Source organism: Curtobacterium sp. LFS079, assembly GCF_047977865.1.
Classification (GTDB): Bacteria; Actinomycetota; Actinomycetes; order Actinomycetales; family Micrococcaceae; genus Arthrobacter.
Genome location: NZ_JBFPFO010000003.1, coordinates 70,887 through 83,726 on the forward strand (window position 1 = coordinate 70,887; position 12,840 = coordinate 83,726).

Annotated in this window: 12 protein-coding genes (1 of these 12 cut by a window edge); 10 read left to right on the forward strand and 2 right to left on the reverse strand. The window is 66.8% G+C overall.

What is annotated here, in order from left to right; genetic code table 11:
• Window positions 1-4,420, forward strand: partial view of a Calx-beta domain-containing protein gene (locus ACNQPB_RS06240; protein ID WP_498750048.1) — the 3' portion only. 24,719 nt of this gene lie to the left of the window's left edge; the window shows 4,420 of its 29,139 coding nt (coding positions 24,720-29,139); its start codon lies off the left edge, out of view; its stop codon occupies window positions 4,418-4,420.
• A gap of 57 nt (window positions 4,421-4,477) precedes the next feature.
• On the opposite strand, the gene ACNQPB_RS06245 is transcribed toward ACNQPB_RS06240, so the two are convergent.
• Window positions 4,478-4,852 carry a VOC family protein gene (locus ACNQPB_RS06245; protein WP_498750050.1) on the reverse strand — a complete coding sequence of 125 codons (375 nt, stop codon included), beginning with the start codon at window positions 4,850-4,852 and terminating at the stop codon, window positions 4,478-4,480.
• Between the two features lie 186 nt (window positions 4,853-5,038).
• Between ACNQPB_RS06245 and ACNQPB_RS06250 the strand changes: the two genes are divergently transcribed.
• The 9 genes from ACNQPB_RS06250 to ACNQPB_RS06290 all read left to right on the forward strand — a co-directional run bounded on the left by ACNQPB_RS06250 (window position 5,039) and on the right by ACNQPB_RS06290 (window position 11,613).
• Window positions 5,039-5,341, forward strand: a complete 303-nt coding sequence (locus ACNQPB_RS06250) for an urease subunit gamma (RefSeq protein WP_498750052.1) — start codon at window positions 5,039-5,041, stop codon at window positions 5,339-5,341.
• A gap of 9 nt (window positions 5,342-5,350) precedes the next feature.
• Window positions 5,351-5,689 carry an urease subunit beta gene (locus ACNQPB_RS06255; protein WP_498750054.1) on the forward strand — a complete coding sequence of 113 codons (339 nt, stop codon included), beginning with the start codon at window positions 5,351-5,353 and terminating at the stop codon, window positions 5,687-5,689.
• Entirely contained in the window at window positions 5,686-7,422 is a 1,737-nt protein-coding gene (ureC, locus tag ACNQPB_RS06260; RefSeq protein ID WP_498750056.1) for an urease subunit alpha, read from the forward strand. The genes ACNQPB_RS06255 and ureC overlap by 4 nt, the downstream gene beginning before the upstream one ends.
• A gap of 13 nt (window positions 7,423-7,435) precedes the next feature.
• A complete protein-coding gene (gene ureE / locus ACNQPB_RS06265) occupies window positions 7,436-7,915 on the forward strand; it encodes an urease accessory protein UreE (RefSeq protein ID WP_498750057.1) in 480 nt (159 codons plus the stop codon).
• Window positions 7,896-8,576 (forward strand): urease accessory protein UreF, encoded by a 681-nt coding sequence (locus tag ACNQPB_RS06270; protein ID WP_498750059.1) that lies wholly within the window; start codon window positions 7,896-7,898, stop codon window positions 8,574-8,576. The genes ureE and ACNQPB_RS06270 overlap by 20 nt, the downstream gene beginning before the upstream one ends.
• Window positions 8,577-8,602: 26 nt before the next feature.
• Window positions 8,603-9,220: an urease accessory protein UreG gene (ureG, locus tag ACNQPB_RS06275; protein WP_498750061.1), complete on the forward strand. Its 618-nt coding sequence runs from the start codon at window positions 8,603-8,605 to the stop codon at window positions 9,218-9,220.
• A 10-nt stretch (window positions 9,221-9,230) separates the two neighbouring features.
• Complete coding sequence (locus tag ACNQPB_RS06280; RefSeq protein ID WP_498750063.1) at window positions 9,231-10,121, forward strand: urease accessory protein UreD; 891 nt, start codon at window positions 9,231-9,233, stop codon at window positions 10,119-10,121.
• Window positions 10,121-11,176, forward strand: coding sequence for a HoxN/HupN/NixA family nickel/cobalt transporter (locus tag ACNQPB_RS06285; protein WP_498750065.1), 1,056 nt, complete (start codon window positions 10,121-10,123; stop codon window positions 11,174-11,176). Before ACNQPB_RS06280 ends, ACNQPB_RS06285 begins: the two co-directional genes overlap by 1 nt.
• A gap of 278 nt (window positions 11,177-11,454) precedes the next feature.
• A complete protein-coding gene (locus ACNQPB_RS06290) occupies window positions 11,455-11,613 on the forward strand; it encodes a hypothetical protein (protein WP_498750067.1) in 159 nt (52 codons plus the stop codon).
• A gap of 238 nt (window positions 11,614-11,851) precedes the next feature.
• On the opposite strand, the gene yidC is transcribed toward ACNQPB_RS06290, so the two are convergent.
• On the reverse strand, window positions 11,852-12,811 hold the full coding sequence (gene yidC / locus ACNQPB_RS06295; RefSeq protein ID WP_498750068.1) for a membrane protein insertase YidC: 960 nt from the start codon (window positions 12,809-12,811) through the stop codon (window positions 11,852-11,854).
• Window positions 12,812-12,840 lie beyond the last annotated feature (29 nt).

The window sequence follows — 12,840 nt, forward strand, 5'->3', positions numbered from 1 at the left end:
CATCCTCGGCGACAACGCCTACCTGCTCCGGACCGACTTCCTGAGCTTCCACTTCCAGACCCTCTGCGGCACCCTGCTTTACAGCCGCAGCGACCAGCCCAACGCCTGCGGCGGAACAGTCACCGAGGACAACAGCGGCTTGCTCCTGGTGGACGGCGCCCCGCGCGCCTACCGCGATCCGGACGGCGCCCCCTGGTGGGCCGAATACGACGTCACGAACCTCTTCCACGACTTCGCCTCGGACGAGGGCAGCAAGTGGGCAGGCAGCTTCGGCAACGACTACCTCGCCGGCGGGGCGGGCCACGACGTGGTCCTCGGCCAGCTGGGCAACGACGTTATCCAGGGCGACGGCGGCATCGAGCAGGCCTTCGCACGCATGGTGGACGACCCGACGGCGACCCTGCACGCGGGCGCCTCCCGCACCCCGCTGGGCTGCACGGGAACCCCCGGCAACATGGTCTGCGACTTCACCGGCGTGCTCACGGTCGTCGGCTCCTTCGAGTCGGCCACCGACGGCGAGGACTACATCGAGGGCAACGCCGGCAACGACGTGGTCTTCGGCGGGCTCGGCCAGGACGACATCGTGGGCGGCAGCAGCGACTTCTTCTCGCTGACCACCCCGGAGCTCCGGCCGGACGGCCTGCCCTTCCCGGCCTTGGCCTACCTACCGGGCGATGACCGCGGCGCGGACCTGCTGTTCGGCGGCGCCGGAACGCAGATCGCCATGAACAACCAGGTGAGCGGCGTGCCCGGCACTCCGGGCCTTGCCGGCGGCATCCTGGCCGACAACACGCTTCCCGCCAACATGCACGCCCGCGACGCCGACACCATCGTGGCGGACAACGGCCGGATCATCCGGATCGTGGGTGTGAACCACACGGACATCAACCCCGCCGGGGCAGGACAGACGACGCCGGGCACGGCCAACTACGTCACCTTCAACTACGACAACTACGGAACACAACGGATAGTGGTCCGCGGCGTCCACCTGCTCGACTACACACCGGGCGGCCCGGACTTCGTCCCGGCCAACTTCGGCCAGGGCGCCGGTTCGGACTGCAACGGCTCGCCCACCCAGCCCACCTGCTCGATCGCCCTGGACACCGCCACCGGCACCTGGAAGTACGCGCAGATCGGCGGCCGCGACGAGGTCCACGGCGAATCCGGCGACGACACCGTCTACGCCGGCGCCGACCACGACGCGCTCTACGGCGACGCGCAGGACGACGACCTGATCGGCGGCTGGGGCAACGACTGGATCTCCGGCGGATCCGGGATGGACGGCATCCTCGGCGACGACGGCCGGATCTTCACCAGCCGCAACACCGGCTGCTCCGTGGCCTCCAGCGCCGTGTGCACGCAGCTGGGCGAGCCGCTCTACGGCGTCTACAAGTTCCGCACCGTGGACCCGGACACCCGCACCAGCGAAGGGGACGTGCTCAACGAGGCCATCTACACCCCCGGCCAAGTGCAGACCGCTACGATCAACGTCGCCGGGCAGCTGGCCAAGGCCGTTGACCTTACCCCGTACAACCTGGGCGACAACGTCAACGCCAGCCAGCACCACGTGGCCAACCAACCCCTCTTCGACGCCAACAACTCGGACGACATCATCTTCGGCGGCTGGGGCAACGACTTCATCCACGGCGGCGCGGGCGACGACGCCGTCTCCGGCTCCGAGGCGCTCGGCACCTCCTACGCCCAGCATTTTGACGCCAACGGCAACCCGGTGGGCCTGGAACTGATCGACTTCCTGCACCCGTACAACCCGGGCGATGTGCTCCATTTCGGCGCCGACACCAACGCCTGGCACAGCAACAACCACAACATGGGCCGGCTGGGCGAATTCCTCCTCTACGACGAATACGATCCGCGCCGCGTGATCCTCTTCAACGCCGACGGCAGCGTCTGGAAGGGAACCACCCCGCCATGGGCCAGGCAGTTCTTCCTGAACAACGACGCCGCGTCCGGCAACTGGGTGACCGCCTGCATCGCCGTCGACAACCAGGGCAACTGCACCGGAACCGCCACCAACCAGCCTTCCGACGGCGACGACGCGATCTTCGGCGACCTCGGTAACGACTGGTCCGTGGGCGGCAGCGGTCAGGACACCATCTGGGCCGGCTGGGGCAACGATCTCTCCAACGCGGACGATCTGCTGACCACCAACAACGGGCTCAACGACGCCCCCGACGGCGTGAACTCCAGCTACCAGGACCGTGTCTACGGCGGCGCCGGCCTGGACATCCTGATCGGCAACACCGGCGGCGACCGGCTGATCGACTGGGTGGGCGAGTTCAACAGCTACCTCGTACCGTTCGCACCGTTCGGCATCGCCACCGTCAGCCGCCAGGTGGAACCGCAGCTGCCCCGGTTCCTGTACGCCCTCTCCCGCAGCCAGGGCGCGGATCCCACCCGGGCCACGGACACGGGCAACGACCCCGCCCGCAACGGCGAGCCCGACGGCGAACTGGGCCTCATCACCCAGCACGACCACGGCCAGTGGCAGACGCAGACCGGCGGGCCAACCGACCCGCAGGCCGGGAACATCCCGGGAGGCCGCCGCGACACCCTGCGCGGCGCTGACTTCAACGACGGCACCCTGCAGGGCTTCGCCACCGATTCCGGTGCGTTCACCGTCCAGAACGGCCTGCTCAAGGTGACGGCCGCTAGCCCCTCGCAGGACGCCGTCGCCGTCTGGTACTCGGACGCCTACAAGTCCGTGTACTACGAACTCGCCGCCAAGATCTCCATGGACAAGGCGGTGGGCGGCTGGAAGGCCAATGCGTTCACCATCTTCGACTACTTCGGCCCGGAGGACTTCAAGTTCGCCGGCATCGACGACTCGATCAACAAGATGGTGATCGGCCACCGCAACGCCTCCGGCTGGTGGTACGACGCCCAGGCCTCGGTGCCCGGCTCGGTCAGCGCAGGCCGGTTCTACGAGCTCAACGTGGTGGTCAACGGGCTGGTGGTCACCGTGACGATCGACGGCAAGAACGCCTTCAGCTACCAGTTCCCGGTGCGGTACGTCGACGGCGACGCCGTGGCCCTGAACAAGGGGCTGGTGGGCTTCGGTTCGCAGCAGGCCCGCGGCTGGTTCGACAACATCGCCCTGACGGTCATCTCGCCGGAGATCTCGCTGGACCGCGCGGAATACTTCGACGACGGCACGGCCGAGGCGTTCACCCCGGCGGCGGGAGCGTGGAGCATCGACACCGGCCGGTACCTTGGAGGTGTGAGTGCCGGTAACACCGCGCTCGCGGCCGCACAGTTCGGCAGCACCGGGATCGACCCCCTGTCCTACGTGGAGGTCGAGGCCGCGTTCCGGGCCGCCGGCGTCACCGGCATCGTCTTCGACTACTACGCCCCGAACGACTACAAGTTCGTGGTCCTGGACGTTCCCGGCCAGCGGGTGCTGATCGGCCACGTGAGCCCGCGCAGCGGCTGGGTGGTGGACCAGTCCGTCGCCCGGAGCATCGCGGCCGGCAGCGAACAGACCCTCAACCTGGTGCTCAAGGCCACCGTGACTACCGTGACGCTCAACGGCCAGGTGGTCACCAGCCGCTCCTTCAACTCCGCCGTCGCGGACGGCCGCACCGGCCTCCTGGGCAAGCCCGCTTCGGGCACGGAGCCAGCCTCGTTCAACAGCTTCCGCTTCCGCACCGACGACGGCCAGTTCACCCCTCCCGCCGTCATCCAGCGGGAAGTCCGGATCGGCGATGCGACCGTTGTCGAGGGCAACAGCGGGGCCAAAACGGTGACGCTTACTTTGACGCTGAGCCAGGCCCAATCCACCCCGCTGACGCTGAGCTGGCGGACCCTGGCCGGGACCGCGACGGCGGGAACGGACTTCCTCGCCGTGGCCTCCGGAACCGTCACCTTCGCCGCCAACAGCACCACGGCCACCCTTACGGTGACCGTCTACGGGGATACGCTCTACGAGTCCGCCGAGCAGTTCATGGTCCAGCTCCTTGCCGGGCCGGATTTCAACCTCGCCGACGGCTTCGGCCAGGTGACCATCAGCAACGACGACGCCGCCCCGGCGGGCAACGCGGCAGCCACCACCATGTCGTCGCCGGACAGTACGCCGGACACCTCTTCGGGCACGCCGTCGGATACGTCATCGGCGGCCACGGCGGCTCCCGCCGCGGGAAACTCTGACGCCCCGCTCACCGTGAACTACCTGCCCGACGGCGGCGTCAGCTTCACCGTGCAGGGCGCCAACAACCGGGACTACTACACCGTGCGGATCGTGTGCGGGGACTACTCCACCACCCTCACGGTGGTGATCGGCGCGGACGGCACCGGCACCACCCAGGCCGCCTACCCGCCGTCGGGCAGCTGCACGGCGACGCTGGAAATCCCCAAGCAGATCAACCGCTCCCGCGTCCTGGCCACGGTCACTTTCACGGTCTGAGCACCTTCACGGTCTGAGCACCTTCACGGTCTGAGCACGCCGTCTCGCGCGGGCGCCCTACAGGTACGGCCGGGTGATCATTTCCAGGCCGTGGCCGGAGGGGTCCTTGAAATAGACTCCCCGGCCGCCGTTCTCAGTGTTGGTCCGGCCGGCCAGCTGCATCTGCGGATCCGCCCAGTGCTCAACGCCGTTGGCCTGCAATCGTGCGTAGGCGCGATCGAAAAGTGCGTCGTCCACCAGGAATGCGTAGTGCTGCATCTGGATGTCCACGGGCGGCTCGGCAAACTGCAGCAGCACGCCGTCTTCCAGCAGGACGTTGGTGAACGGTCCCCAGGAGGGTGCTTCGGGAAGCTCAAAAATTTCCCGGAAAAACCGCGCAGATTCGTTCCGGTCCTTGGCGGCAATGATGGTGTGGTTGAAAGACATGGTCATGTTGTGACCCCTTGAAATACGGCGCCTCCATGCCTGGCGCAGTCCGCCATCGGCACGCGACGATGTCCACAGCCTAATACGGGGGACAACGGTGCGGGAGCCGGGGCAAAACGAAATCTCCTTGAAACACCCCGGGCTTACTCTTGTCACGAACCTGCAGGACTGTGCCGGCGATGAGGAGAAGCGATGCACTTGATGCCCCGTGAGCAGGAAAAGCTCATGATCGTGGTGGCGGCGGATTTGGCCCGGCGGCGGCAGGCCCGCGGGCTCAAGCTGAACCATCCCGAAGCGGTGGCGATCATCAGCTACGAACTCATTGAAGGCGCTCGCGACGGCCGCACCGTGGCTGATCTCATGAGCTGGGGCACCACCATCCTCGGCCGCGGGGACGTCATGGAAGGGGTGCCGGAAATAATCCACGACGTGCAGATCGAGGCCACCTTCCCCGACGGCACCAAGCTCGTCACCGTCCACAACCCCATCCGCTAGGAGGCCGCCATGATCCCGGGCGAATACCGGCTCCGCCCCGAGCCGATCCACTGCAACAGCGGACGCGAGGCGATCGCCGTCGACGTCGTCAACCGGGGCGACCGGCCCGTGCAGGTCGGCTCGCACTACCACTTCGCCGAGGCGAACCGGGCGCTCGAATTCGACCGGGAGGCCGCCTTCGGCCGCCGCCTGGACATTCCGGCGGGCACCGCGGCGCGCTTCGAACCGGGGGACAGGCGCACCGTGCGGCTTGTCGAGCTCGCCGGGAACCGTGAGGTTTACGGGCTTAGCAACGCTGTCAACGGAAAGCTCGACGGCGGCACTTACGTTGAGGAGGACGCCCAGTGAGCTTCGACCTTCCGCGCCGGCAATACGCCGAGCTCTACGGCCCGACGACGGGCGACGCCATCCGCCTCGCCGACACCGAACTGTTCCTGGAGATCGAGAAGGACTACACGGTCTACGGCGAAGAAGCCGTGTTCGGCGGGGGCAAGGTGATCCGCGACGGCATGGGCCAGAACGGCCAGGCCACCCGTGACTCCGGAGAAGGTGTCCCGGACACCGTCATCACCAACGTGATCGTGCTGGACTACACCGGCATCTACAAGGCGGACATCGCCATCCGGGACGGCCACATCCTCAAGATCGGCAAGGCCGGCAACCCGGACATCAGCAGCGGCGTGGACATCGTGATCGGGGCGAGCACCGAGGTCATCGCGGGCGAGCGGAAGATCCTCACGGCCGGCGGCATCGACACCCACATCCACTTCATCTCCCCGGATCAGGTGCCCACGGCGATCAGCAGCGGAATCACCACCATGGTGGGCGGCGGCACGGGCCCGGCCGAAGGCACCAAGGCCACCACGGTCACCCCCGGCGCCTGGCACATCAAGCGCATGCTGCAGGCGGCAGAGGGACTGCCCGTGAACATCGGCGTCTTCGGCAAGGGCCACGCCTCCGCCGTCGAACCCCTCGCCGAGCAGATCCGGGCGGGCGCCGTCGGGCTGAAAGTCCACGAGGACTGGGGCTCCACCACCGCCTCGATCGACAACTCGCTGAAGGCCGCGGACGAATACGACGTGCAGGTGGCCATCCACACGGACACCCTCAACGAGTGCGGCTTCGTGGAGGACACCATCAAGGCGATCGACGGCCGGGTCATCCACACCTTCCATACCGAGGGCGCCGGCGGCGGGCACGCGCCGGACATCATCAAGATCGCAGGGCTCCCCAACGTGCTGCCCGCCTCCACCAACCCCACGCTGCCGTACACGCGCAACACCATCGAAGAGCACCTGGACATGCTCATGGTCTGCCACCACCTGAACCCGGACATCCCGGAGGACGTGGCCTTCGCCGATTCACGCATCCGGGCGGAAACGATTGCTGCCGAGGACGTGCTGCAGGACCTCGGCATCTTCTCCATCACCTCCTCCGACTCCCAGGCCATGGGCCGGGTGGGCGAGGTCATCACCCGCACGTGGCAGCTGGCGGACAAGATGAAGAAGCAGCGGGGCGCTTTGGACGACCCGGCAGCGGCCGCCCACGGCTCGGCCGGCAGCGACAACTTCCGGCTCAAGCGCTACGTGGCGAAGTACACCATCAATCCGGCCCTCGCACAGGGCATGGCCGACTCAATCGGCTCAGTTGAGGAGGGGAAGTTCGCGGACCTCGTCCTGTGGGACCCGGCGTTCTTCGGAGTGAAGCCGGAGCTGGTGCTCAAGGGCGGGCAGATCGCCTACGCCATCATGGGCGACGCCAACGCCTCCATCCCCACGCCCCAGCCGCGCACCATGCGGCCCATGTTCGCCACCTTCGGCAAGGCCCTGCAGAAGTCCTCCATCACCTTCCTGTCCAAAGCTGCCATCGAGGCCGGCGTCCCGGAGGAACTCGGCCTGGAAAAGGTGATCCGCCCCGTCTCCGGCATCCGGACCTTGAGCAAGGCGGACCTGAAGTTCAACGACGCGACGCCGGAGATCGCCGTCGACCCCGAAACGTACCGGGTGAGCGTGGACGGCGAGGACGTCACGTGCGAACCGGTCGCCGAGCTGCCCATGGCGCAGCGCTACTTCCTGTTCTAAACGGAGAACCAGCATGATCATCGAAAAAATCCTGGGCAACGTGCACGAGCTGCCCGATCCAAGCGCCTACGCCGGGCGCCACAGGGAGAAGGTGGTGCTGCCCAGCGCGCTGCTGGTCAAGCGCATCCAGCGGGTCACCACGGACCACGGCAAGGAGCTCGGGATCCGCCTGCCGTCCGGCTCCCCGGACCTGCGCGACGGCGACATCCTGGCTGTGGAGGAGAAGAACCTGATCGTCGTGTCGGTGCTGCCCACGGACGTGCTGGTGATCGCGCCGCGCAGCATCCACGAGATGGGCGTCGTAGCCCATTCCCTGGGCAACCGGCACCTGCAGGCGCAGTTCTTCGACGCCGCGTCCGAGTACGCCGCCGAGGTCATGGTGTGCCAGTACGACCACACTGTGGAGGACTACCTGAAGCACGTCGGCGTGCCCTACGACCGCCAGGAACGCGTGATGCCCGTCCCCTTCCGCCATGCCGAACACACCCATTAGCCGACGCCTCGCCCTGCAGCAGCTCACGGATTCCGCGCTGCCCACCGGGGCGTTCGCGCACTCCTTCGGCTTCGAGTCCTACATGGAGCGCGGGCTGGTGCACGACGAGGCAAGCTTCGCCACCTGGCTGGCCGCGTTCCTGGGCCAGCAGCTGACATACTCGGACGCCCTGGCCATCCGCTTCCTCTACGAAGGGACTCCGGTCGAGGAGCTGGATGAACACCTCAGCGCGCAGCTGCTTCCCCGGCAGATCCGGGAGGCCAGCACCAAGATGGGCGGCCGGCTGCTCGAGATCGGCGCCGGAGTCTTCCCGTCGCCGGAGCTGGAAGCCTACCGGGACCTGGTGAGTAAGGGCCGGGCCGCCGGCCACCAGCCGCTGGCGTTCGCCGTCGTCGCGCGCTCCCTGGGCGTCCCGCTCGAGGAGGCGCTCGCGGCGTACCTTTTCGCCGCGGTCACCTCACTGACGCAGAACGCCGTGCGGGCCATCCCGCTCGGCCAGAACGCCGGTCAAAGGGTGCTGCGGAACGCGCACGACGGCGTTGCTGCCGCCATCGACCGTGTCCGCGCACTCACGCCGGACGACTTCGGGGCCGTGAGCCCCGGCCTGGAAATTTCGCAGATGCGGCACGAGAAGCAGCGCGCCCGCATGTTCATGAGCTGACAGTTCTTACGGATCAAGGAGAGACCATGTCTGAACCCATCAAGATCGGCATCGGCGGGCCGGTAGGCGCCGGCAAGACCCAGCTCGTGGAACGCCTCACCCGGCACATGAGCGCGGAAATCTCCATGGCCGCCATCACCAACGACATCTACACGATCGAGGACGCCAAGATCCTCGCCGCCAACGGCATCCTGCCCGAGGACCGGATCATCGGCGTCGAAACCGGCGGCTGCCCGCACACGGCCATCCGCGAGGACACCTCCATGAACACCGCGGCCATCGAGGAACTCAAGAAGCGGCACCCGGACCTCCAGGTGATCTTCGTCGAGTCCGGCGGCGACAACCTCTCCGCCACCTTCAGCCCGGAGCTCGTGGACTTCTCGATCTACATCATCGACGTGGCGCAGGGCGAGAAGATCCCGCGCAAGGCCGGGCAGGGCATGATCAAGTCCGATCTCTTCATCATCAACAAGACGGACCTGGCACCCCACGTGGGCGCGGACCTGGCCGTGATGGAGCGCGACTCGAAGGAATTCCGGGGAGCCAAACCGTTCTGCTTCACCAACCTCAAGACCGACGAAGGCCTGGATGCAGTCATCGAATGGATCCGGCACGACGTCCTGATGCTTGACCTCGCCTCATGAGCGGGGCCTCATGAGCACGACGGCGGCACCCGCCCCTGCTGCCGTTGAGTCACCGATGGGGGAACTCCAGCTGCGGGTGGCGCGCCGCGGCGGGCGTTCCGTGGCCGTGCACCAGTTCCATCAAGGCGCCCTGCGGGTGTTGCGGCCGCACTACCTGGATGATTCGGGGCAGCTTGGCTATGTGATGGTGAACCCGGGCGGGGCCTACCTGGGGGCGGACCTGTACGTGATCGACGTCGAGGTCGAAGGCGGGGCATCGCTGCTGCTGACCACGCAGTCGGCCACCAAGATCTACCGCACGCCGGGCTCCTTCGCCGAGCAGCGCATGGCCATCCGCCTCGGCGAAGGCGCCAGGCTGGAGCTGGCGCCGGACCAGCTCATCGCCTACCGGGAAGCCAGCTACCGGCAGGACACCCGCATCACCATGCACCCGGCGTCGAGCCTGCTCATGAGCGAAGTCGTTACGCCCGGCTGGTCTCCGGACGGCACTGCCTTCAAATACGAGGAACTGCGGCTGCGCACTGAAATCCGGGTCGCCGACGGCGAGGAAGGCGGCGGCCTGCTGGCGCTGGACAACGTGCTCATCCGGCCGCGGCTTGGTGCACCAGCGGGCGACGTCACCGGGCTGGGCTTCATGGAGGGCCGCAGCCACCTGGGATCGCTGCTGGTTGTCGATCCGCGCGTCGACCAGGCGCTCGCCGACGAACTGCACGTGCTCGCCGCCGCGCACGACGCCTTGGCCGGAGTCTCCCTGAGCGCGGCGGTCGGCGGAACCACGGGGCTGGTGCTGCGCGCACTGTCGGACAACACTGAAGAGCTGAACCGCCTGCTTGGTGCCTGCACGGCGCATCTGCGCAGGCGCTGGTACGGCCAGGGGCCGCTGAACCTGAGGAAGTATTGATGACAGCGCTCGCTGACCTGTACCGGCAACGCGAACTCCTGCCGTTGCGGACGCGGCTGCTGTTCACCTTCGGTGCGGTGGCCGCCCTGCATCTTGCCGCCGTCGGGCTGCTGTTCTCCGGCTTGCTGCGTTCGGGGGAAAGCGGCGGCGGGCAGCCGCTGGCGCTCGGGCTGGTGCTCACCGCATACCTGGGCGGCGTCAAGCACAGCTACGACTGGGACCACCTCGCGGCGATCGACAACTCCACCCGGAAGTTCGTCGCCCAGGGCAGGGAACCCGTGAGCGTGGGCTTCGCGTTCAGCCTGGGGCACAGCTCCGTGGTGGTCCTGGCCGGGGTGCTGGTGCTGGCGGGAGCCACCGCGGTGGGGCAGTTCATGCAGGACGGCAGCGCCGGGAACCTGGTGCTCGGGCTGATCGGCAGCGGCGTTTCGGGTCTGTTCCTGCTGGCGATGGGCATCTTCAACGGCTCCGCGTTCCTCCGGGCGGCGCAGCTGTACCGGCAGGCGAAAGCGGGTGGGGCGGTCGCCGTCGAGGACCTGGAGGCCCGCGGTTTTGTGGCGCGGCTGCTGGCCCGGCCGCTGGCCCGGGTGCGGCGCCCCCGGAACATCTACGTGATCGGCTTCCTGTTCGGGCTGGGTTTCGATACCGCCACCACCATCGGGCTGCTGCTCATGACGACGGCGGCCTCCCTCGCCGGAGTCTCCCCGCTGGCGCTGCTCGCGCTGCCGCTGGCCTTTGCCGCGGCCATGACGCTCTGCGATTCGGTCAACGGCGTGGCGATGATGCGCATGTACCGCTCCGCGCTGGCGGACCCGCGCCGGAAACTGGGCTTCAATGCCGTGATCACCGGCATCTCGGCGCTCTCCGCCCTGTTCATCTCCGTCATCACGCTGGGCGGCTTCCTCAATGCCGCGTTCGGCCTGGACGACCCGCTGACCACCTGGCTTGGGTCGGTCGATCTCGGCGAGGCGGGACTGCTCCTCGTGGCGGTGCTGCTGGCGGTGTGGGGAATCTCCGCGCTGCGCAGGCCGCCTCTGCCCAAAGGCCCCCGATAGGCCCGCTCCATAACTCGACCGCGACGGATACCGGCAGACCCCGAACGCCCAGGCTCGAGGATTTCCGGCCAAGGCATGGCGATCCGTTGGCACGGGCCGGGGTTTAGCAGCATCCCCATTTCCTTCTGGTTCAGGTAATCTTGATTTAGTAAGGCTGCTTAGTTCATGACTAGGGCAGGCGCAGCCTTGGCCCCTTCCGGGGAACAAGGTGGTGCGTGTACAACTGCCTTCTCCGCGCCGGAGAAGGCCCGTTTCCGCGACAACGCGAAAGGAAAGAAATGATCATCCTGGGACTTGTTCTGCTGATCGCCGGCTGGCTACTCAACATCGGCATCCTCGTCACCATCGGCTGGATTGTGCTGGGCATCGGCGTCATCCTGCTTATTCTCGGCGCGCTCAATCGACCCATCTTCGCAGGGCGCCGGTACTGGTACTAGCCAGGACGCCCACACGTGGGCCGACGAATACAGCGGAAACACCTGCTCCCCGGCCGGAGGTAGTGGCGAAAGCGAGGCGCGCCGTCCAGGCGCGCCCAGCGACGGCGACCAGGCTTGCTTTGCGGGTTCCATCTCAACGCCTCGGGCGCAACCGCATCGTCACTGCCCGGCCCGGCGCCCACGAACACCAGATCCCAGCGGCCGCATCCATGCGGTCCCTCCAACCTTGACCGGCCCGCTATTTCTTCTTCCTACCCTTGCGTTGCGGCTGGGTTCGTTGGCCCTTGGCCTGGATGACGGCGGCAGCGGCTTTCGCTTCTTCGCGCTTTCCGCCGAGGATCGGCAGTGCGGGTGGTCTTTTGGCGGCGCGGCGTTCGGCGAGGGCCTTCGCAGCGGGAGATCCCGGGGTCGGCATGCGGCGGATGACGAAGAACTGCTGGCCCATGGTCCACAGGTTTGTGGTGGTCCAGTAGATCAGCACACCGATCGGGAAGTTGATGCCGCCCACACCGAAGACCACCGGCAGGATGTACAGCATCATCTTCTGCTGGCGCATGAACGGGCTGGCCATTGCCTCTTCGGACATGTTCTTCGCCATGATCTGCTTCTGCGTGATGAACTGCGAGGCCGTCATGGCAAGGATCATCACGATGGTGAGGACGATGACAGCAACGTTGCCGCCGGGGTTGTTTAGCAGGGCTGCGGACAGCGGAGCGCTGAAGATGCTTGACTGGTCGAACTGAAGGACCTGGTCGTGACTCAGCGCACCGATGCCTTCGCCCTGGTTCTTCGCGTGAGTGATGCCGGACAGCACCTGGAACAGTGCGAAGAAGAACGGCATCTGGATCAGCAAGGGCAGGCAGGCCGAGAACGGGTTGGTGCTGTGCTTCTTGTACAGGGCCATCTGCTCCTGCGCCATGGCCTGGCGGGAAAGCTGGTCGGTCTTGCCCTTGTACTTGTCCTGCATTTTCTTCAGGTCCGGCTGCAGCAGCTGCATGCCACGCTGTGCCTTGATCTGCTTGACGAAGACCGGGATCAGGGCAGCACGGATCACCAGTACCAGCCCGATGATGGAAAGCGTCCACGTCCAGCCGCTGGCTGGCGGCATTCCAATCGAACTAATGCCCTCGTGGAAGCCCACCATAATGATGGAGACAAACCATTTGAACGGAAACATGATCGTTTCAAACAAGTCCATAAGGGATCCCTATCTGCCAGCTCGGACGC